Genomic DNA, 21,250 nt, shown 5'->3' with positions numbered 1-21,250 from the left:
AAATGACTCAGGTATCGTTCCAAGGAGAACGAGGTGCATATAGTGAAGCAGCCGCAAACTCATTTTTCAATGAAGACATCACTACTATTCCACATAGTACATTTGCTGAAACGCTAGCTTCTACCACAAAAGGGAAATCAGATTACTCAGTATTACCTGTTGAAAATTCAATTGAGGGAAGTGTTGGAGAAAGTTACGACTTGCTTTATTCAACATCACTAAATGTTACTGGTGAAATATATCACAAAATTGAACATTGTCTAATTGGTAATGGAAAAATTGAGGAAATTGATACTGTGTATTCACATCCACAAGCTTTAGGACAATGTAGAAAATTTATTGAAGAAAAAAATCTCAAAACAATTCCAACGTATGATACTGCTGGAAGTGTAAAGATTGTCAAAGAATTAAACAAGAATAATTGTGCATGTATTGCTAGTAAGGCAGCCTCATCTCTATATCAAATGCCAATAATTGCAGAAAAAATTGCTAATAATCTCAATAATTACACTCGATTTCTAGTATTATCTAAAGATAAATCACCTGAATCTGGCAAAGATAAAACCTCAATAATTTTTTCAATAAAGCATGAACCTGGATCATTGTTTAGAATAATTGAAAATTTTAATAAAAATAATGTAAATTTAACAAAAATAGAGTCTAGACCAACTAAAGAAAGCGCATGGGAATACAATTTCTTTGTAGATTTTGAAGGACATGGAAATAATTCTGAGATTTCATCGATGCTAGACAGTATCAAGCAAGAAACAATTTTCATGAAAATTTTGGGTTCCTACCCTTCAGCAAAATAAAGCTAAAAGCCTTTTGGTTTTCTTAGAGTAAAGCCCATACTAAATCCAATGATTACCATGCCAGAAATAATGACCATGAGATCATAAGTAAACCATATTGGATCTGAACTTCTTATCAAAGTACCAGTAACTAATAATTCCTCATTACCAGTATTTTTAATTTTGATATTGGTTTCTCCATCTTCAAGATGAACCCAATCTAATTCTACTTCATTTTTGTGAGCCGATTCAGGAATTTGTAAGCCAACACCAGGACTAGACATTGTAACGTTAAAGGCGTCACCAGAAATTTTCATGTATTGTTTTGAACCATCAGGTGCAGGAATTGTATAAAATGAAGATTCTCCCACTTTTACATAATGTTCTTCTTCAATAGTAATTGTACCAATATGTTGGATTAATGATAAAGCACCAATTCCCATAATTATAGAACCGATAACTAAACCGATGATGGTTCGTTTTGATAACACAGTTAATTTGTTCTAAATGGTGTTTAAAAAATTAACTACATCAAAGAGACATCATGAGGCTGACTTTCAGCAAATCCAGCTCTTGACATTTTGATAAATTCTGCATTTTCTTGCATTTGAGGAATTGTATGGGCACCACAATAACTAAGACCAGAACGAACTCCCCCACTAAGTTGTTTTAGAATATCAGTTACAGTTCCTTTGTACGGAACCATTGCCTCAACTCCTTCAGCAACATAATCATTAAGATCATCTTCAAGAGAAATTGAGCCTGTTTCTTTTGATTTTCTTCCAATTGAAGCAGCTAATGATGCCATTCCACGATAAACTTTGAATCGCTTACCATTTTTTGTCAATACAGTGCCTGGAGACTCATCGGTTCCTCCAAGCATACTACCAACCATAACAGAAGATGCCCCTGCAGCCAAAGCTTTAGTTGCATCACCTGAAGTTCTTGTTCCACCATCAGAAATAATTGGTATTCCGTGATCACGACCAATTTTTGCGCAATCCATAACCGCTGTAAGTTGTGGAACTCCCGAACCAGTAATTACCCTTGTAATACAAATTGAACCAGAACCAACTCCAACTTTAACAGCATCCACACCTGCTTTGATTAAATCTTCAGCACCTTGTGCAGTTGCAATATTTCCTGCAATTAATTCACAATCAGGGAATGCTTTTTTGATATTTTTTACAGTACTAATTGCGTTTTCACTATGACCATGAGCAATATCAACTACCAAAACATCAGACCCTGCGTCTAAGAGAGATTCGCTTCGTTCCAAGAAATCCCCCTTTACACCTACTGCTGCACCAACTAGTGGTCTACCTTTCTTGTCTTTTGAAGCATTAGGAAAATCTGTATTATTTGTAATATCTTTACTAGTAATCAGACCCTTGATTGCTCCTGATTCATCAACCAAAGGTAATTTTTCAATTCTATGTTTATGCAACATTTGTTTTGCATCATCTAATGAAACACCAACATTTGCAGTAACAACATCTTTAGTCATCACATCAGAAATCTTGTCATTTTGATTTGCAAAGAGTAAATCTCTTTCAGTTACAATTCCAATTAGTTTAGAGTTGGAATCTACAACCAAAAGTCCAGAGATTTCTTTTTCTTCAGCAATATCAAGAGCATCTTGAATGGATTTATCAGAACTTATTGAATATGGGTTTTCGATCATTACACTACCAGAACGTTTTACCTTTAGAACTTCATTTGCCTGCTCTTCAATAGTTAGAAATCTATGAATAATTCCTATTCCTCCTACTCTAGCCATGGCTACAGCCATCGAAGATTCAGTAACAGTATCCATGTTTGCACTAACAAATGGAATGTTGATTGAGATATTTCGTGATAATTTTGTACTTAGATCGGTTTGGGTTCGACTTGTGATATCTGAATATTTGGGTACAAGAAGCACATCGTCAAAAGTTAATCCTTCTTTGAATTCCAATGAAACCTTGTTAAGAAAGTTTGAGATTAATTATAAGCCTTTGTGTTATTTTGATAAATATTTGGCAATAGAAATTGCATCTTTTGCAGAAGCAACATTATGAGTTCTAATGATATCTGCTCCGTTTAAAACAGAAATTGTTTCTGCAGCAATGGTTCCTGGCAACCGATCAGAGGGATCTTCTTTTTCCAGAATACTACCTATGAAAGATTTGTTAGAAACTGAAACAAGAATTGGAAATTTTCCTTTGATTTTTTTAAGATTTTGAATGATTGAAAGATCGCGAGAAACCCAATCTGATGAAATTTTTGTAAAAAATGGACCTTTGCCTGTTTTTCGGAAAAATCCAATAGAAGGATCTACAACAATTTTTTGTGATGAGATTCCTGATTTTTTAGCAATTTTAAGACTTTGTTCAATTAGTTGCTTTGTTTTTTCAACTTGATTTCCTTTAACAATGGATTTACTAAATGCACATAATATAAGATCTGGATGGTATTTTGAAATTATTTTTTGCATTTGTTCATCATATTTTAGTCCAGAAATATCATTAATAATCTCAACATTGTTTTCCAATGCAACTTTTGCTACATGTGAACGACATGTATCAACTGAAATCGGTATATTGGAATGATCTTGAATAATTTTGATGGCATTTAGAATCCTTGAAGACTCTATTTTTTCAGAAATAATTGTAGACAGATATGGTGCAGTAGACATTCCACCCACATCAATAAAATCAGCCCCGTCATCTTCAATTTTTTTTACTGCATCTTTGATCATCGTTTTAGATGTTTTAACAGATTTTTTGTAGAATGATTCAGGACTGGTATTCAAAATACCCATAATTCTAACTGGATTTGATTTTCCGATGCTTACTTTTGCAATTTTAGTCACATGATTTATCATAAACTAAGCCAATTTGAGTGATATGATGATTTCAGGGTGGAAAACAAAGTATTCTGAAATTCTTAAAGAGTTCATGTATAATGAGAATAAAGATAGAGAATCTGCAAAATATTTAGATTCAATTTTGAAGAAATCAAGTAATTATGAAAAAATTTCTAAAAAAATTAAACAACAAAATGTGATTGTTATAGGCGCAGGACCATCATTATCACGATGCATACCTAAATTAAAAAAAATGAAAAAAACTATCAAAATTGTTGCAGATAGTGCATTAAAACCACTATTAGAAAATAAAATTATTCCAGACATAGTTGTTACAGATCTAGATGGGGACAAAGAAAGTTTAGAACAAATTGGAAAAACAAATTGCATTATGGTTGTACATGCACATGAAGATAATTTTGACAACCTAAACATGGTAAAAAAATTTAAAAATTGTGTCGGGACAACTCAATCAAAACATTACAAGAAAATTAGAAATTTTGGAGGATTCACAGATGGGGACAGATGTGTTTTCTTAGCAAATCATTTTCGTGCTAAAAAAATTATTTTAGTAGGAATGGATTTTGGGGAGAAAATTGGAAGATATTCTTTAACAAAAAAATCAGATAGAAAAATCAAACTTAAAAAATTAAAGAAAGGTGAAGAACTGCTAACTTGGCTTTCATCCTTTACAAAATCAGAGTTATTCACGGTCTCACGACCAATAAAGGGATTTAAAAAAATCTCTTTGAAAGAAGTAGATATTATAATTACCTAGAATGCATTTAATACCCATCAGGCATTTATCAGAGTATGAAATTCTCAGAGGAGCAAATGAAAGACATTGTTGCCTTGAAAGAAAATTTGATCGAGCAGATTGAAAAACATCAAAAAAAGATCGATTTGCTCGAAAAAAATTTGACAATTTTAGATCTTACATTAAAAGAATCTAGTTTTACTAAAGCATCACAACTAGGCAGAGTTAAGAAAGTGGTATCTAAAGAGATTCCTCAAAAATCTACTGAAAACTCTATTCCAATTAAGCAAGGTAATGATGGAAAAATTATTGCAAATGCTTACGTTACTCCTGAACAGGTGTCAATTGTTCTAGGCGATGATGTTGAAATTGATGCTGAAACTCCACCTTTCAAATCATTCTTTTTAGATAGAATTATTGGAGAAATGAAGAAAAAGGATACTGTTGAGGCTGAAAATGGCACCATACAAAGGGAATCAGTCATAGATTACATAATCAACAAAAATGGCTCAGATATTCGAGAAATTATTATCAAAAATTATCGTCAAAAAGAAAGAGTTAATGAATTAATCAACACTGCAGGATGGTCATTAACAAGAATGCTTGAAAACATTAACAAGTGATTACATGGATAAGATTGTTGTTTTAGATTTTGGTTCTCAATATAGCCATCTAATCTGTAGAAGAATAAGAGAGTTTTCTGTTTATGCAGAGCTAGTTCCATTTGACATTAGTTATGAAGAATTACAAAAACATAATCCTAAAGGCATAATTTTTTCAGGAGGTCCTTCAAGTGTGTATAGTTCAGAGGCTCCAATGCCTGAAAATAAGATTTTTGAAATGAATTTGCCATTACTAGGAATTTGTTACGGTCATCAATTAATCGTAAACAAATATGGAGGAAAAGTAAAAAGAGCAAACAAAGAATACGGTTCTTCACTATTAACAATTGACAATGATAAGGATCTTCTCAATGGTGTAGGAGAATCAGTACGAGCATGGATGAGTCATGGTGATGAAGCTGAACAAATTCCCCCAGGTTTCCAAGTAATTGGACATACTGAAAGTGCAAAAGCTGCTGCTATTGCTTCTGAAGAAAAATCAGTGTATGGAATACAGTTTCATCCTGAAGTTGTGCATACAGAACAAGGAACTGAAATTCTCAAAAATTTTGTGTTAAAAGTTTGTAATGCAAAACAAGAATGGACAATGGAAGGTTTCATAGAGTCATCTGTTGAAAAAATTTCAAAAATCGAAGGTAATGTTTTGTGTGGAGTTAGTGGAGGTATAGATTCAACAGTTGCAGCATTATTAATTCACAAAGCAATAGGAGATCGACTCAAATGTGTTTTTGTAAATAATGGATTACTAAGACTGAATGAAGAAAAAGAAATTGAAGAAATGTTCAGAGATAATTTCAAAGTAAATTTTTCACCTGTTGATGCATCTCAGGAGTTTCTTGGAAAGTTAAAGGGAATTTCAGATCCTGAAGAGAAGAGAAAGATTGTTGGAGAAGAATTTGTGCGTGTTTTTACCAATTTTGCTGAAAAAAGTGGGCCTTTCAAATGGCTAGCACAAGGTACTCTGTATCCAGATGTTATAGAAAGTGGAGTCTCTAAAGGACCTGCAGCTGTAATAAAATCACATCATAATGTAGGAGGATTACCTGAATGGTTAAACTTAGAAATTTTAGAGCCACTAAGAGAATTATACAAAGATGAAGTAAGACAAATTGCAAAAATTCTCAACGTCCCAGAAAAATTATTCATGAGACATCCATTCCCAGGTCCGGGTTTGTCTGTAAGAATTATTGGAGAAGTAACCCCTTCAAAACTTGAGATTTGTAAAATTGCAAGTAAAATTGTTGAGGATGAATTACTTGAAGCAAATTTGTACAGTAAAGTTTGGCAGGCATATGCTGCAGTTGGTGATGATAGAGCAGTGGGAGTAGTTGGAGATGAAAGGAAATACGGCAACATAGTTATGATTAGGGTTGTTGATTCAATTGATGCAATGACAGCTGATTGGACGAGATTACCACATGGATTATTAGAAAAAATAAGTAATAGAATTACAAATGAAATTGAAGATGTTACTTGGGTAACATATACAATTTCCAGCAAACCCCCAGCAACAATTGAACCCCAATAGTGATAATTATGGAATATGAAAAAATTTGTGATGAGATCTTAGATTGTGATTCAAAAATTCGTTATATAGGAATTTATGATTTTGGTGAACTTTATGATAAGATGAGAGATGGAGTTGAAAATTATTTATCACGTGAAGAAACAGAAACTTCTCTTTCTCAAGCTGTATACAGATGGTCAACACGTAAGAAGACATCTGAGAAAATTGGAAAACCTATTTTTGCACTTGCAAAATATGAAAAAATTTATCGCATTACAATTCCTATAGGAGGAGCAGGATTAATCTTGGTGAGTACAGAATTAGATGCAGATGTTAATATCATAGTAGATAAAATCCTAAAAATAAAGGAAAATTACAACTAAGATATGGACTTTCATGTTTTTGATACATATGTTAAGGCTAAAGATGGCCACACCATGCATTTTGATGTAGTAACTGACAAAAATGACACTGAAAAAGCAATTTCCTTTGCAAAAGAATGGCTAAAATTAATTGGTGAAGAATCATCAAAAGTTACTACAGAAGAATGTAAATTTTGTCATACGCAATCAGTTCCAGAAGATATTGAAATTGAAATTATGACTAACGGTTATTTTATTTCAAAAATGGAAGGATGTCCAAACTAAGATAAATTTACATCAATTGTTCCTTGAGAAATTAAATATTCTAAAGCTGAAAGAAGTTCAGTTTCTGATATAGTTTCATTTGCATACCACACAAAAATATCATGAACCCATGATGGGATTTTAGATTCTGATACAACTAATTCTTCTGTAATTTCTTCAGTTGAATCTTCTGTTATTTCTTCAGTAGTATCTTCAATAGTTTCTAATTGCTCAAGAGTTCCTGATGTAACAATAGGCATGCTTGATTTGATAATTGAAAATGTAGAAACAGCTTCACTTGGACCATATTCAGAATAAACTCTAAATCCATAATCTCCAATTAATTCAGATTCATCGTCAACTTGTTCAAGATAGTGCAATACTTGAACTCCATATACGTCATCATCAATGACTTTTGGCATAATCTCTGTGTCTTTGATTATTTCTCCATCATTTAATCTAATTATTTGCATGAAATGATATCCATCTTGAGGATTATAGTTTTCAATTTCAATTTCAGCTCTAAGCATTTGAGGACTCTCATCCAGATCAATTGTATCACCAGAAAGAAAATTAATTGAAATTATTGGTAACTCTTCATCAGCGAAAACTGTTCCAATTGGAATCAATAACAATAACGAAAAGAAGATTGTAAATTTTTGAGGCATCATATTATTAATTTTTATTATTTTTCTGTGGATATATCTATAGTCTACAATTTATTTGACTAAACGATTCCAATTTGGAAATTATGGTAGCAAGGCTGCACCAAATACGCCTGCTGAATCACCTAGTGAATTTTTGATTATAGGCGTATCAATGTGGTCTGAAAAGACTTTTTCATAGACGTTTTCTTTACCTAAGGAATAAAGAAAATCAATATTGGACAAACCACCTCCAAGTACTATAGCATCAGGATCTAGAATATCAATAACATTGGCTAATGCAATACCAAAATTTTCTAAAAATTCTGTTTTCCATTGAATCCCAATATCTGAATCCAATTTTGTTAAAATATCTGGAAGTTGAATTGATTCGTTTGAAAGACTAGTCCATCTTAATTCTAATGCAGGTCCACTAAGATAAGCCTCAACACAGCCTAATTTTCCACAATAACATGGGTTTCCATTAGTATGCAAAATGTGATGTCCCCATTCACCTGCAATTAGATTTCTACCTGCATGTATTTTTTTATCAATTACAATTCCACCTCCAACACCGGTTCCCATTATTACTCCAAAAACCATAGAATGATTTGTTGCCGAACCCATTGTAGCTTCGGCCATTGCAAAGCAATTTGCATCATTTTCTTGAAAAACATTTATTCCTAATCTATTTTCCAAATCATTTTGAATAGATTTTCCTATAAGACATTGTGTATTGCTATTTTTCATTTTACCTGTTTGTTTTGATATTGCACCAGGAGTGCAAATTCCAAAAGTAAAATCAGAAACATTAGAAGTTATTTCTGAAACTAAATTAGTAATTGAAGAAATTATTTCTTCATAATCATTTTTTGGGGTGGGGATTCGTTTACGTTCTATAGTGTTAAGATTTTCATCAAGTAAAATAGCTTCAATTTTTGTTCCACCTAAATCAACACCTACTCTATGCAACAAATTCAATTAAAAATTAACAGGCTTAAGTTTTAAGAAATTCTAACCCATTGGAGGCATTCCGCCGCCGCCTGGTGCGCCAGATACAGCAATAACATCATCAATTCTAAGAATCATGCAAGCTGCTTCAGTTGCAGATTTGATAATTTGTTCCTTAACTGCAATTGGTTCAACTACATCAATTCCTAGCATATCGGCAATCTTTGTGTTTCGAGCATCTATTCCAGTCCATTTTCTACCTTGGTTTTGTTTTGCACGAAGATTTGCCATAGTATCAATTGGATCCATACCTGCATTTTCAGCAATTGTTAGTGGAATTGTTTCTAGTGCCTCAGCATATTTTTTGATTGCAAGTTGTTCTCTACCATCAAAATTATCAGCCCAATCTTTGAGTTGAGATGCTGCAAATGATTCAGGAGCACCACCACCAGCAACAATTTCTGGTTTTTCAATTACATCTTTAACAACCATCAAGGAATCATGAATTGAGCGGTCTACCTCATCAATTACTCTTTGAGAACCACCTCTAATTAGCAATGTAACAGATTGTGGATGTTTGCAACCTTCAATGAAAACCCATTTGTCAGATTCAACTTTCTTTTGATGAGCTATATCTGCAGTACCAAGATCTTTTTCTGAAAGATCATCAAGATTACTAATTACACGACCGCCAGTAGCTTTTGAAAGTTTAATCATATCACTTTCTTTTACACGACGAACTGCCATTATTCCATGTTTTGCAAGATAATGTTGTGCAATATCATCAATTCCTTTTTGACAAATTAAAACATTAACTCCAACATCATGAAGTTTATCAACCATAGTCTTGAGCATTCTGTTTTCTTCTTCTAAGAACATCTGCATTTGAGTTGGATCAGTAATTCTAATTTCAGAACTCATCTCAGTTTTTTCAATTTCTAATGCAGAGTTCAACAATGCAATCTTTGCTTTTTCAATTTTTGTTGGCATTCCACTATGAACAATTTCTTTGTCAAGAACAATGCCTTTTACAATTTGAGTATCCTGAATAGAGCCACCAGATTTCTTTTCTACTTTGATGTTTTCTAAATCAACTGAATACTCATCACCTTTTTTTGTGGCAATACTTAGAATGGAATCAACAACGATTTTTGATAAAGTATCACTGTCTTCTGAAATTAATTTTGATTGCATACTAGTAGTTGCAATTTTTAGTAATGATTCTCTATCATCTGATTTAATTTTCTTTGATAATTCAGAATAGATTTCAAGTGTTTTTTCTGCTGCTGTCTGAAAACCTTCAACTATTGTTGAAGAATGAACATCTTTTTTGAGCAAGTCTTCTGCTCTTGCCAATAAAGCTCCACCAAAGACAACTGAAGATGTAGTTCCATCACCTACTTCATTATCAACAGTTTTTGAGATTTCAACCATCATCTTGGCTGCAGGATGCTGTACATCAATTTCTTTGAGAATTGTTGCCCCATCATTTGTAATTGTAACATCACCTAAAGAATCAACTAACATTTTATCTAGTCCTCTTGGTCCAAGACTACTCTTAACTAACTCTGCAACCAATTTTGCTGCAGCAATGTTATTTTGTTGAGCATCTTTGCCTTTTTGCTGTAAAGCACTCTCTTTGAGAACTAGTACAGGTCCATTTGGTCCTTGTTGAATTGATGCCATTAGATTCAGCATCCATCCCCTGAATCCCCCTTTTTAACATTACTTAGTAGATCGGCTCAATGTATTGACGTTTTTTGACATCAACGATTCCACTTGACAAAATTCGAACAGAAGGTAATGCCAAAAATGGTAAGAATAATGGAATTAGATGAGGTCTAGGAAATTTACATCCAGAATCAACAATAGAATTATTAATTTTTTCAAAATTGCTGGAGACTTTCTCAAATGAGTCAGTAGAAACAATTCCAGCAAATTGTAATGGTAATGATGAAAGAATTTTTCCAGATTTTACTACAACCAGTCCCCCTTGATTTTTGATAATATGATTTGCAGCAGTAGCCATATCAGAATCATTTGAACCAATTACAATCATATCATTTTCATGAAAACTCCATGTAGAGGCAAAAGCTCCAATTTCAGCTCCAAAATTTTCTAAAAATCCTATTGAATGACGTTTTGTTCCATGAGTACGATCAAAAGCAGCTACTTTCCATACATCAGAATCCAAAGATGCTGAAACTAAACCGTCTTTTGCTTGAAGTTCAACTGAACCAATTTTGGTAATAATTTCAGTTAGCATTGAAATTGTATTTGCTGTAACTTGATTTTTCTTTGATTTGATTTCAAAGCTTTTTTTAGAGAATTTGTTTAGTTTTACAGTATTTTTTATCCAAGAAGGAATAGTTTTCTTCTTTATTGGAGTTACAAACTTTCCATCTGAAATGATTAATTTTCCTCCAACAAATACTTGTGTAGGTCTAAATGATTTCAAATCTTTGAAGATTAGAATATCAGCTAATTTTCCAGGAGCAATTCCTCCAAGATCTTTGCTCATGTTATAGTAATCAAAATTATTTTTTGAAGCCATAGAAATTGCATCAATTGGTTCTAATCCAAGCTTTATGGATTCTCTAATACAATGATCAATATGACCAAATTTCGAAAGGTCCAATGGATCCAGACCATCTGAACAAAACATTAGACGATTTAGATAAGTTCCATGAGATAATACTCTTGGAATGATTTCTTTAAGATCACGTCTAATTGAGCCTTCTCTAATCATAATCCACATTCCAAGACGTAATCTCTCTAAGACTTGATCAAAATTAATTGGTTCATGACATGATAAAACACCAGAGGAAACATATGCATTGAGTTTTTTATCACTTGCACCTGCTGTGTGACCATTAATAATACAATCACACTCTAACATAGTAGAAAGAGATTTCATTGTTTTTGGTTCTCGTAAAGTTACTTTAGTCCAAGAAAATACTTCTCCTAATCCAAGAACATGAGGATGTTTAATGGCAGATTTTTCTTGGGATAATGACATTGTTTTACTATTGCTAAATTTTGCATCGACAGGTAATCCTCCAGGAACAACTTGGAAAATTCTAATTGGCAAATCTTCACCAAGTCTTAAAAATTCTTGAAATCCTCTGCTTCCACCAACACTTACGACATCAATAGGATCAGAAAAAAGTGATGTAACACCGCACAACAAAGCCTGTTTTGCAAATTCTGAAGGTAAGACAAATTGATCAATGTGTAAATGAGGATCTGCAAATCCAGGACTGACAAATTTATTTTTCACATCAATAATCTTTGTTTTTGATCCTATTGCATGCGATGCATCGGGTCCAACATATGCAATCCTATCATCAACTATAGCAACCTGAGTTTTAGGAATTATTTCTCTAGTATAAACAGAAAGTAAATTACAATTTTTTAAAATTAGATCGGCTTTTTTGTCACCCATTGCAACAGAATTCAATGAAGAAATTGAATTGGCTAGGCTTGAATTCACATTTTTGATTGAAATTTATGCCTATTATAGATTCAATGCTTAAATTACGGGTCAGAAGGTTTTGTTGATATGAACATTCCAAAGGTGATCAGAAAGTACTGTTCTAAGTGTAAGACACACGAAGACCACAAGATCTCCATTTACAAGGCTGGAAAGAGAAGAGGTTCAGCAAGAGGTGAGCGTAGACACGCTGAAAGAAAAAAGGGTTATGGTGGACAAAAATTCCCAAAACTTGCAAAACCAGCCAAAGTTACAAAGAAAGTTACTCCTATTTTGACATGTACCGCTTGTAAAAAGAAATTCAACAAGCCTGGAATTAGAATTAAGAAATTTGAGTTGGTGGCAGCATGAAAAAAGATCATATTGAAATTCCAAAACCATCAAGCAAATTCCAAAAAGTCAATTGTAATGAGTGTGGTGAAGTCCAAGTAGTTTATTCACATGCTTCAACTGCTGTTGCATGTAATTCATGTGGAAACACAATTGCCGAAGCTACTGGTTCTAAAGCAAAAATTAATGGTAAAATCTCAGGCAGTGCCGAGTAAAAGATAATCGTCTTTGGTATTTAGATTTAGTCCAATTCTTTTATCATCTATAATGATAGTTTTTTCTTCAATGTTATCTAATGAATTGATTTTTTTAGAATTTATCATAGAGATTCCCGAATAACTACATTCTTTATTGTTACATGTAACTGTAAAATCAGATTTCGTACCTAAATTATCTAAAAACTGTTTAGAAACCAGTATGCTTGTCCAAATGTTTTCAGAATCATAAAGATTACAGATTTTTTGAACAATAGATGAATCTAATAGAGGTAAATCTCCAGATGTAACAAAAATATCTTCATCAAATTTTTGTAATACTACATTAAGATCTTCAACATATCCATCTCCTGAAGAATTAAGAGTATCTATGTTATTTTGTTCTAAAAATTGTTTTGTCTGAGGGGAATTACTACTAGTAATTGCAATAATTTTTGAAAAACAATTTGATTGTTTTAGAGAATCTACTACATGAAGAATTACAGGTTTTTTGTATTTGAGTAGTAATTTTTCACGATCTAAATTCATTCTAGAGCCTTTGCCTCCAGCCATGATTATTCCAATCATATAGAAACAAACACCATCAATGATGCCAACCTACTAAGTTCATTTGATGCTCCAAGGACATCGCCAGTAATTCCGCCAAAACTACGAGTAGAAATGGCTAGTATGAATAGCGTTAAAGTTACTGTTACTCCAAGCATGATCAAGCCTGTTGTTTCACCAATCAACAGTACTGGAATAATCATTATCAAAAATGCTGCAGCAAGTTTTCGTTTATCTTTCATTATGGATACAAAGGGAGAACTCGAGCCTAGAGAAGCAGAATTTCCCAAGCTTGCCATCAGTACCATTGAGAATTTTGCAAGAATTTCACTGATGAGAATTGCTTTGAATAAATCAAATCCAGAGGTTAATGAAATTGTCATGATTAATCCAACCAAATACAACACAATAGCTACAATTCCAGCAGAACCTGTGTTTAGATCCTTCATTGCAGAAATTTTCTTATCTTTACTTCCTTTAACCATCAATCCATCTGCAAAATCAGCTAATCCATCTGCATGATGAATTCCAGTTACGATTGCTAAAGATGCAACAACTAGTAAACTAACAAGCAATGGATCAAAGACAAATGATAAACCAAATCCAAATGAACCAATTAACAGTCCTATAACAATACCTACAATTGGAAATACATACATGTATTTTGCAATATTTTCTATTGTTGCATTTGATGATGGGAATATAGTGAGAAATGAAAAAACAGATCCAATTTCTTTAAGCATGAATCCACCATCCCAACATAGACAAAATAGTAATTATTGGAATTACAACAATTCCAAAAAACAACAATGAAGTAATTTTCATTAATGAAATTGCAGAATAAACATGCTTTTTAGACAATGGAATTTCCCCATCACCTAACTGGTAATGATCAATTTTTTCAAATTTGGTACCTAAAGCACCAGCTAATGCTGCCATTGGATATCCAGCATTTGGACTTTCGGTTTTTCGTCCATCTCTAACCATGATCTTGTAGGACTCTTTCCAATTATTTTGTAATAGAGCCGCTGCAATTATCATCAGAAATCCTGTAAGTCTTGAAGGAATGTAATTAAGAACAGTATCACACTTTGCAGTAAACCAACCAATGTTTTTGAATAAATCAGTTTTGTAACCTATCATGGAATCTGCAGTATTAACAACTCTATAGACAAATGCTCCGGGTAGTCCAAATAATGCATAATAAAACATTGGACCTGTGATTCCATCTACAGTATTTTCACTAATGCTCTCCAACACGCCTGAAATTACATGATTTTGGTCCAATTTTGAGGTATCACGCTTGACAATCATGGATAGATTGTCCCTTGCATTTTCTAGTTTGTTTGCATCAAGAGAATCTAAAACTGCTTTTGCATGATTTTCCATACCACGAATTGCAAATGTAGTTTTCACCAAAATACCACCAACTATTACAGAAACAATTACTGAAACAAAATAATCCGAAATAAGTGAAAAACCATAAACTATTCCAGAAGTTATAATGAAGACAATTCCTGCAGTAATACTTAGAATCATGATTCCTCCAATTTTTTCAACAATATGATTTGGATTTTTTGCAGTTGGAACTAACTTTGCAATCAAATTTCCTATCCATGCAGTGGGATGAAACTTACTTTTAGGATCACCAAACTTAAAATCTAATAATATTGCAAATCCAATTATCAAAATAGATTCTAGAATCATTTAATCATCCTCTCTATTGCTTTAATATCTAGATTAGATTTGACAGTTTTTGCAAGTTTATCTAATTGATTATCAATTTTTGAAAGATTTTTCTTATTCCAAGAAATGTTTTTTGGATTTGCATGAAGTGAGTCTTCTTCAGGTAATCCAATTTCAATTGTAGGAATGGTTCCTAAGGTAGGTATCTTTGTAATTTTTTTGAGTTTTGAGAATCCTGGTTTTAAGACATCAATATCTCCACGGAATTTATTAAAAATAAATCCTTGAACAAGCTTTTGATATTTTTTTTCAATTAAAGATATCGTACCGACAATACTTGCAAAAGATCCACCTTTATCAATATCAGAGACTAAAAGAACAGATGCATTTGCCTTTGATGCAATTTTCATATTTGCAATGTCATATTTTTGTAAATTAATTTCAGCAGGAGATCCTGCACCCTCTAAAATTACAAAATCAAAATTTTTCTGCAAAGTTTTCAAAGAATCAGTTGCAGTCTTCATACCTTTGGAATTAACAAATTTTTCATAGTAGTCTTTTGCATGCATTTTCTTGTATCGCTTTCCATCAAGATACACCATGCTATAGTAATTTCCAAGCGGCTTTAGTAAAATGGGGTTTAGTTTTGGTGTAATTTCACATCTGGCACCTATAGCCTGAATGGCTTGTGCTCGTGAAATCTCAAAATTAGGCGTAGAATAGGCATAATTTGACATATTTTGAGATTTGAATGGAGCTACACGATATCCCATGTCAGAAAAGATTCGGCATAATGCAGCCACCATAGTTGTTTTACCCGAACCAGAAGAAGTTCCCTGAATCATTAATGATTTCATTTCAAACTCTCCAAAGCTGAAACAAGTTTTAGGTTTTCTTTATGAGATTTTATTGCTACTCGAATATAATTACTGTTTAATCCACGAAAATTTTTACAATCACGAATTAATATTTTCTTTTTTAATAATTTGTTTTGTAATAGTGTAGAATTCTTTTTGGTTTTAATTAAAATAAAAGTTGTAGCTGAATCATAACAATGAAAGCCATCGATGCTGTTAATTTTATTTTGAAGAAAATTATTTTCTTGTTGAATTAATTTTTTGGAAGTAGTTAGGTATTCTTTGTTTGATAGTGCAGTGATTCCAGCATCTTGTGCTAAGGAATTTACACTCCATGGGATTTTGATCTTTTTCATTATTGAAATTATATTTTTAGAACTAATGGCATAGCCAATTCTAATTCCAGGTATTCCAAATGATTTTGTAAGAGATCTTAAAACAAACAAATTATCAAATTTTTTAATGTCATTTAAAATCGATTCATTTGAATTTGGAACCATCTCAATAAAGCATTCATCAACAAATACTAATGTTGATAATTTTTTTGCTGCAGAAATGATTTTACACATTTGTTTACGTGAGAGTATTGTTCCAGTAGGATTATTCGGATTACAAATAAACACAAATCCTTTTTTTGGGATTTTTGAAATAAATGAATCAAGATCTTGTGCTAGATCCATAGATTTGAAAAAAGTTAAGGATGCATTGTTTAGTAAAGAAGCTGATTCATATTCTTGAAAAGTTGGAACTGCAATCAAGACTTTAGAATTCTTTGATATGAATGCTGAACAAAAATTATAGATTAATTCAACGGCACCATTGCCTACAACAATATGGGATTTTTCAAATTTTGTATATTTTTTGAGGCTTGAAATGAGTGAATCAGAATCAAAATCTGGATAATCCTCAATTTTTGTGATATTTGCCTTTAGTTGATTTTTTACAGATTTTGGACATCCTAAGGGATTCACATTTGAGCTGAAATCCAGTACATCAGAATCAAGATTTCTGGAATTTTTGCCACCATGAGATATTGGAGAATGTTTCACAATAGAGGATTTTACCGTTATTTTCACAGTTCAAAATGGGTTTAGGCGATTTAGTATGTTTTGGTAATTCAGAAAACGATTATTAATTGAAAGCGATCATTTACCAATATTATGGATAAAAAAAGAGTAGCAATCATCGGGGTTACCGGATCGGTAGGACAAGAGTTTGTTCAATCCTTAAACAACCATCCATGGTTTGAAGTAACACAAATTGCTGCATCTGAGCGCTCAGCAGGTAAGAATTATCTTGATGCCATTCGAAATGAAGGCGGAATTATCATGTGGGATGTCGGTGGCGAAATCCCAGATTACATCAAATCAATGACTGTCAAAAAAATTGACGAGTTAGACACATCACAATTAGACCTGATATTTTCAGCAGTAGAGTCACAGGCTGCAAGAGATATTGAAACTAAAATGGCAGCTGAATTACCAGTTGTTTCAACTAGTTCTGCATACAGATACGAAGAAGATGTTCCTATTCTCATTCCAGGAGTAAATGATGAACAAGCAGAATTGATTGAGACTCAAAAGAAAAACCGTAACTGGAAAGGATTTGTTGCACCATTACCAAACTGTACTACTACAGGATTAGCAATTACACTAAAACCATTACTTGAAAAATATGGTGCAAAGAAAGTCATGATGACTTCAATGCAAGCAATTTCAGGTGGTGGAAAATCAGGTGTTTCAGCAATGGGCATTACAGATAACATCTTGCCATACATTCCTAAAGAAGAAGGTAAAGTCAGACTAGAAACAAGAAAAATTTTAGGAAAACTAAAGGATGGAAAGATTGAGGATGCTGATATTAGAGTTAGTTGTACATGTACAAGAGTTCCAGTAATTGATGGACATACTGAATCTGTCTTTGTAGAAACATCAGAAGATATTGATCCTTCAAAAGCAAAAGAGCTTTACAATAGTTACAACCAAAGTATTTCTGTTGAAGGATTACCATCAGCTCCAAAAGAGTACTATGCATTTCATGAAGATCCTACAAGACCTCAACCAAGAATGGAAAGATCAGTAGGAGATGGAATGACTACAACAATTGGTAGAGTTGAGAAAGAAGAGTTGTTCGATAAAGGACTAAAGTACATGTTGTTCTCACACAACAAGAAAATGGGTTCTGCAAAAGGTGCAGTTTTGTTAGCAGAAATGCTATACAAAAAAGGTAAAATTTAGACATTTTTTTGCAATTTTTTCAATAATAACTTTATAAGAACCAGAAATCTAGATCGACTCGGGTGTTTTGAACGGCAAAAGTTGATGATCTGGATTTACAGATTTTATCAGAATTATCTAATGATGCTTCAATTTCTGTACCACGATTATCAAAAAAGATCAATGTCAATTCATCAGTTGTTTATTCTAGAATTAAGAGACTGGTGAAAAGAAAGTTAATTGAGCGATTTACAATTGTAGTAAATGATCCTGAATTAGGCTATAATGTAAAAGCCCTTACGGGAATTAACATGGATACTAAAAAACGAGATCATATTATTGATGAATTATTCAAAATTGATGGAGTAAGAGAAGTAGCCGAAGTCACAGGAAGATTTGATATTCTTGTAACAATGTATTCAAGATCTTTGGATCAAATGCACAAAATGGTTTCTGAAAAAATAGGAAGAATTGAAGGGATCCAATCTTCAGAGTCATTTATCGAGATGAAATCACGAACAAAAGCAATGCCATATATGCCATCAAAGGATAGTGAATAATATTGCAAAAACAAAAGTCTGAATCCCGTGTTGCAGTATATTATGAATTAACAAAACCAAAAATTTGGTATTTGTTAGTATTTACAGCATTTGGAGCAGCTTTAACTGCATCCAATATTTATGGAATTGAAATTTCTCTTCCAACTTGGGCATTAATGATATTTTCAGTTGCAGCTGGTTCTGCAGCAGCAAATACTTTGACAAATTATCATGATAGAGATATTGATGCAATTATGGAAAGAACAAAAGGAAGACCACTTCCATCAAAAAGGATCTATCCAGCTGTAAAAGCAAGAAACTTTGGATTAGCTTTAGCAGGAATTTCATTAGTTTTGGCATTTGGAATTTCTTTTACAACAACTTTGGAACAAGGACTATGGGCTACTGCATTTATTGCGTTTGGATTACTAAACAACATTCTTGTTTACTCGTATGCATTAAAACGAAATTCAAGAACAAACATTATTCTCGGAGGTTTATGTGGAGGTTCACCACCAATGATTGGATGGGTTGCAGTTACAATGTCAGATTTGTGGACTATGGGACTTGCAATGGCAGGATTAGTGTTTATTTGGATTCCAATGCACATTTGGGCATTAACTCTACATTTCAAAGAAGATTACAATAAAGTAAACGTCCCAATGTTAACTGCTGTACAGTCTGAGAAAACATCAGCAAGAGCTATTGCATTATCAACAGTAGTCATGGTACTGTTCTCAATTGCACCATTCTTCATCACTACAGAAAATGGTGAACCAATGATTGGAGGAGTATATCTATGGACTGCTATTGCATCAGGGGCATTAATGGTTGCATTATCAGCCTGGGTAATTGCAAAACCAATGGAAAAAGCTTCTTGGACTTTATTCAAATTCTCTAGTCCATATCTTGCAGTATTGTTTATTGCATTAATGGTAGATTCAGCACTATAACATGCTGTTATTTTCATCTAAACTGTTCAATTCTTTTGTAATTGATTCATGTTTTTGAACCAGTTCTTTCAACTCATTTTGTAAGTTTGAAGATTGCCATTCAGATTTGATCAAGGCTGAAACTTTGGATACAATACTCCACTGAAGATTACTTTGTTCATCAATTAATTCTAAGAATCGTTTTCCTTTCTCATCATCATCCATAAAATTCATGATAATTTCATTGATAAAAATCTAGCCAGGTTATATCATTATTTCAAAGTTTTATTAGAAAAGATCTCAAAAATCATTCATGCAGTGCAGTATTTCAGAATGTAAATTACAATCAATTAAAACAGTTAAAATTAGTTTCAGAGAAACTAGAAATCTTTGTAAAAAGCATTATGAATTGTTTATCTCAAAAAATGAGACTCATCCCACAAAATTTACTAAAGCATCTCAAATCTAATTCCTGTTTTTCAAACAATGAAAGTGTTGAAAGATTTAACATCTACCTTTTTTCAATGAATTTATGGCAGCAAAGAAAAAGACTACAGCAAAGAAAAAACCCACAAAAAAAGCAGCTGCAAAACCAAAAAAGCAAGCCAAAGCAGCCTCAAAAAAACCAGAATTTGACAAAGCATGGAGAGAGTATAATGCCGCATTAAATGGATGGAAGGAATCTCTAGCACAATGGCAAAAGGCTACTAATGAAACATTGATGACATATCATGACGCATGTCAAAAAGCTCTAGAATCGGATGCTGAATTATTGAAGAAAGTTAGCTCAAGTTGGGAAAACACTTGGGAAGAAATAGGACCTGAATATATCAAGCAACAAACAAAGATGATGGAAAACATTTTCAAAGAAACAAACATTGAATCAGTGAAAAAATTTAACGAACAGTGGGAGAGATTCTTGAAAACCTCAGGAACTGATTCTGTTAAAGCATATCAAGAGGCCATTAAAAGATTCAATCAAGCGTGGCAATCTGGACAAATGTAAATTCTAAAAAATTATTTCATTTTTCCTATTCGAAAAACTTTACAATTACATACTGAACAACGACCTTTAATTGCAGGTCTTCCATTTTTCATAACCGTTTCTTCAGGTTCACTAATGGGCCTCTTAGCTTTACATTTAACACAGTAGGCCTCAGGGACATTTTCAAATTGAACAGGTTTTTCTTGTGTTTTTGGAGATGAATTGAGTTTTTTCTCTATTGCATCTAATTTTTTATTTTGTTTTTGAAGTTTTTGAATAATTTCGTGCTCAACATCTGCTGCTTCTAATTTTTCAATTTCTTTCTCAAGTTCTTTTACATTGTTAAGTGAGCTTGAATCATTTTTTGATGATTGATTTTTTGCATTATTAGAGATTGCTTTCTCAAGTTCATCAATTTGATCTTGAAGTAATTCTAATTGAGAAAATTGTTCTGGAGTAGCTTCTTCCTCTTCTGGTTCAGGCTCTGGTTGTGGTTCAGTTGATTGAGATTGAAGAATTCCCTCTAAATCATTAATTTGTTCTTGGAGTTTTTCCAAGTAAGCTAATTGTTCTTCGGTAGCTTCTTCCTCTTTTGGTTCTGGAGTTTCTTCAGTAACAGGTTCTGGAGCTAAATCCAATTCTTGAGCAAGTTCTTCTGATGATTCTTTTGGTAATGAACCTCTTGGACTTTGGGGTTCGGGAGT

At 32.8% G+C, this 21,250-nt stretch carries 27 protein-coding genes; 13 read left to right on the top strand and 14 right to left on the bottom strand.

Annotated features, from left to right (window positions below; translation table 11 throughout):
• Window positions 1–2 precede the first annotated feature (2 nt).
• Window positions 3–812, top strand: coding sequence for a prephenate dehydratase (gene pheA, locus Q0941_RS04870; protein ID WP_299291930.1), 810 nt, complete (start codon window positions 3–5; stop codon window positions 810–812).
• A 2-nt stretch (window positions 813–814) separates the two neighbouring features.
• On the opposite strand, the gene Q0941_RS04865 is transcribed toward pheA, so the two are convergent.
• Genes Q0941_RS04865 through folP form a run of 3 tightly spaced genes read right to left on the bottom strand, consistent with a single transcriptional unit; the run spans window position 815 to window position 3,645 of the window.
• Window positions 815–1,282, bottom strand: coding sequence for a hypothetical protein (locus Q0941_RS04865; RefSeq protein WP_299291928.1), 468 nt, complete (start codon window positions 1,280–1,282; stop codon window positions 815–817).
• Window positions 1,283–1,317: 35 nt separating this feature from the next.
• Window positions 1,318–2,748: an IMP dehydrogenase gene (guaB, locus tag Q0941_RS04860; protein WP_299291926.1), complete on the bottom strand. Its 1,431-nt coding sequence runs from the start codon at window positions 2,746–2,748 to the stop codon at window positions 1,318–1,320.
• Window positions 2,749–2,793: 45 nt separating this feature from the next.
• Window positions 2,794–3,645 carry a dihydropteroate synthase gene (gene folP / locus Q0941_RS04855; protein WP_299291924.1) on the bottom strand — a complete coding sequence of 284 codons (852 nt, stop codon included), beginning with the start codon at window positions 3,643–3,645 and terminating at the stop codon, window positions 2,794–2,796.
• A 34-nt stretch (window positions 3,646–3,679) separates the two neighbouring features.
• Here folP and Q0941_RS04850 point away from each other — a divergent pair, with 34 nt between their 5' ends.
• Genes Q0941_RS04850 through Q0941_RS04830 form a run of 5 tightly spaced genes read left to right on the top strand, consistent with a single transcriptional unit; the run spans window position 3,680 to window position 7,173 of the window.
• Entirely contained in the window at window positions 3,680–4,417 is a 738-nt protein-coding gene (locus tag Q0941_RS04850; protein ID WP_299291922.1) for a 6-hydroxymethylpterin diphosphokinase MptE-like protein, read from the top strand.
• Window positions 4,418–4,452: 35 nt separating this feature from the next.
• Entirely contained in the window at window positions 4,453–5,019 is a 567-nt protein-coding gene (locus Q0941_RS04845) for a hypothetical protein (protein ID WP_299291920.1), read from the top strand.
• Window positions 5,020–5,023: 4 nt separating this feature from the next.
• Window positions 5,024–6,547, top strand: coding sequence for a glutamine-hydrolyzing GMP synthase (gene guaA / locus Q0941_RS04840; RefSeq protein ID WP_299291918.1), 1,524 nt, complete (start codon window positions 5,024–5,026; stop codon window positions 6,545–6,547).
• 8 nt (window positions 6,548–6,555) lie between these two features.
• Entirely contained in the window at window positions 6,556–6,909 is a 354-nt protein-coding gene (locus tag Q0941_RS04835; protein WP_299291916.1) for a hypothetical protein, read from the top strand.
• Between the two features lie 3 nt (window positions 6,910–6,912).
• Window positions 6,913–7,173 (top strand): DUF2024 family protein, encoded by a 261-nt coding sequence (locus Q0941_RS04830; RefSeq protein ID WP_299291914.1) that lies wholly within the window; start codon window positions 6,913–6,915, stop codon window positions 7,171–7,173.
• Here the strand turns inward: Q0941_RS04830 and Q0941_RS04825 are convergent.
• From Q0941_RS04825 to Q0941_RS04810, 4 genes are all read right to left on the bottom strand, one after another.
• Complete coding sequence (locus Q0941_RS04825) at window positions 7,170–7,787, bottom strand: hypothetical protein (protein ID WP_299291912.1); 618 nt, start codon at window positions 7,785–7,787, stop codon at window positions 7,170–7,172. The genes Q0941_RS04830 and Q0941_RS04825 overlap by 4 nt on opposite strands.
• A gap of 114 nt (window positions 7,788–7,901) precedes the next feature.
• Window positions 7,902–8,771, bottom strand: a complete 870-nt coding sequence (locus Q0941_RS04820; RefSeq protein ID WP_367277472.1) for an ROK family protein — start codon at window positions 8,769–8,771, stop codon at window positions 7,902–7,904.
• Between the two features lie 39 nt (window positions 8,772–8,810).
• The gene (gene thsB / locus Q0941_RS04815; protein WP_299291908.1) at window positions 8,811–10,433 is read right to left on the bottom strand and encodes a thermosome subunit beta; all 1,623 of its coding nucleotides are present in this window, start codon (window positions 10,431–10,433) and stop codon (window positions 8,811–8,813) included.
• Window positions 10,434–10,476: 43 nt separating this feature from the next.
• The gene (locus Q0941_RS04810) at window positions 10,477–12,192 is read right to left on the bottom strand and encodes an adenine deaminase (RefSeq protein ID WP_299291970.1); all 1,716 of its coding nucleotides are present in this window, start codon (window positions 12,190–12,192) and stop codon (window positions 10,477–10,479) included.
• Window positions 12,193–12,309: 117 nt separating this feature from the next.
• Here Q0941_RS04810 and Q0941_RS04805 point away from each other — a divergent pair, with 117 nt between their 5' ends.
• Both Q0941_RS04805 and Q0941_RS04800 read left to right on the top strand, forming a co-directional pair.
• Window positions 12,310–12,591, top strand: a complete 282-nt coding sequence (locus Q0941_RS04805) for a 50S ribosomal protein L44e (RefSeq protein ID WP_299291906.1) — start codon at window positions 12,310–12,312, stop codon at window positions 12,589–12,591.
• Window positions 12,588–12,785: a 30S ribosomal protein S27e gene (locus tag Q0941_RS04800; RefSeq protein ID WP_299291904.1), complete on the top strand. Its 198-nt coding sequence runs from the start codon at window positions 12,588–12,590 to the stop codon at window positions 12,783–12,785. Before Q0941_RS04805 ends, Q0941_RS04800 begins: the two co-directional genes overlap by 4 nt.
• Here the strand turns inward: Q0941_RS04800 and Q0941_RS04795 are convergent.
• Genes Q0941_RS04795 through Q0941_RS04775 form a run of 5 tightly spaced genes read right to left on the bottom strand, consistent with a single transcriptional unit; the run spans window position 12,768 to window position 16,950 of the window.
• Window positions 12,768–13,352 carry an NTP transferase domain-containing protein gene (locus tag Q0941_RS04795; protein ID WP_299291902.1) on the bottom strand — a complete coding sequence of 195 codons (585 nt, stop codon included), beginning with the start codon at window positions 13,350–13,352 and terminating at the stop codon, window positions 12,768–12,770. The genes Q0941_RS04800 and Q0941_RS04795 overlap by 18 nt on opposite strands.
• Window positions 13,349–14,074, bottom strand: coding sequence for an adenosylcobinamide-GDP ribazoletransferase (gene cobS / locus Q0941_RS04790; protein ID WP_299291900.1), 726 nt, complete (start codon window positions 14,072–14,074; stop codon window positions 13,349–13,351). The genes Q0941_RS04795 and cobS overlap by 4 nt, the downstream gene beginning before the upstream one ends.
• On the bottom strand, window positions 14,067–15,038 hold the full coding sequence (locus Q0941_RS04785) for a cobalamin biosynthesis protein (RefSeq protein ID WP_299291898.1): 972 nt from the start codon (window positions 15,036–15,038) through the stop codon (window positions 14,067–14,069). Before Q0941_RS04785 ends, cobS begins: the two co-directional genes overlap by 8 nt.
• Window positions 15,035–15,874, bottom strand: coding sequence for a cobyric acid synthase (locus Q0941_RS04780; protein ID WP_299291896.1), 840 nt, complete (start codon window positions 15,872–15,874; stop codon window positions 15,035–15,037). Before Q0941_RS04780 ends, Q0941_RS04785 begins: the two co-directional genes overlap by 4 nt.
• A complete protein-coding gene (locus Q0941_RS04775) occupies window positions 15,871–16,950 on the bottom strand; it encodes a histidinol-phosphate transaminase (protein ID WP_299291894.1) in 1,080 nt (359 codons plus the stop codon). Before Q0941_RS04775 ends, Q0941_RS04780 begins: the two co-directional genes overlap by 4 nt.
• 84 nt (window positions 16,951–17,034) lie before the next feature.
• Between Q0941_RS04775 and asd the strand changes: the two genes are divergently transcribed.
• From asd to cyoE, 3 genes are all read left to right on the top strand, one after another.
• Window positions 17,035–18,111 carry an aspartate-semialdehyde dehydrogenase gene (gene asd / locus Q0941_RS04770; RefSeq protein ID WP_299291892.1) on the top strand — a complete coding sequence of 359 codons (1,077 nt, stop codon included), beginning with the start codon at window positions 17,035–17,037 and terminating at the stop codon, window positions 18,109–18,111.
• Between the two features lie 89 nt (window positions 18,112–18,200).
• Window positions 18,201–18,650 (top strand): Lrp/AsnC family transcriptional regulator, encoded by a 450-nt coding sequence (locus tag Q0941_RS04765; RefSeq protein WP_299291968.1) that lies wholly within the window; start codon window positions 18,201–18,203, stop codon window positions 18,648–18,650.
• A 2-nt stretch (window positions 18,651–18,652) separates the two neighbouring features.
• On the top strand, window positions 18,653–19,582 hold the full coding sequence (cyoE, locus tag Q0941_RS04760) for a heme o synthase (protein ID WP_299291890.1): 930 nt from the start codon (window positions 18,653–18,655) through the stop codon (window positions 19,580–19,582).
• On the opposite strand, the gene Q0941_RS04755 is transcribed toward cyoE, so the two are convergent.
• Window positions 19,577–19,786, bottom strand: coding sequence for a hypothetical protein (locus Q0941_RS04755; protein ID WP_299291888.1), 210 nt, complete (start codon window positions 19,784–19,786; stop codon window positions 19,577–19,579). The genes cyoE and Q0941_RS04755 overlap by 6 nt on opposite strands.
• Before the next feature lie 88 nt (window positions 19,787–19,874).
• Between Q0941_RS04755 and Q0941_RS04750 the strand changes: the two genes are divergently transcribed.
• Window positions 19,875–20,030 carry a hypothetical protein gene (locus Q0941_RS04750; protein WP_299291886.1) on the top strand — a complete coding sequence of 52 codons (156 nt, stop codon included), beginning with the start codon at window positions 19,875–19,877 and terminating at the stop codon, window positions 20,028–20,030.
• Between the two features lie 63 nt (window positions 20,031–20,093).
• Entirely contained in the window at window positions 20,094–20,567 is a 474-nt protein-coding gene (locus tag Q0941_RS04745) for a hypothetical protein (protein WP_299291884.1), read from the top strand.
• 11 nt (window positions 20,568–20,578) lie between these two features.
• On the opposite strand, the gene Q0941_RS04740 is transcribed toward Q0941_RS04745, so the two are convergent.
• A partial coding sequence (locus tag Q0941_RS04740) for a DUF5679 domain-containing protein (protein ID WP_299291882.1) occupies window positions 20,579–21,250 on the bottom strand: 672 nt, incomplete at its 5' end.

This window comes from Candidatus Nitrosopumilus sp. (assembly GCF_028278985.1).
Classification (GTDB): domain Archaea; phylum Thermoproteota; class Nitrososphaeria; order Nitrososphaerales; family Nitrosopumilaceae; genus Nitrosopumilus.
The sequence above is the reverse complement of the archived record's forward strand: the minus strand, read 5'-3'. Positions and strand labels throughout refer to the sequence as shown.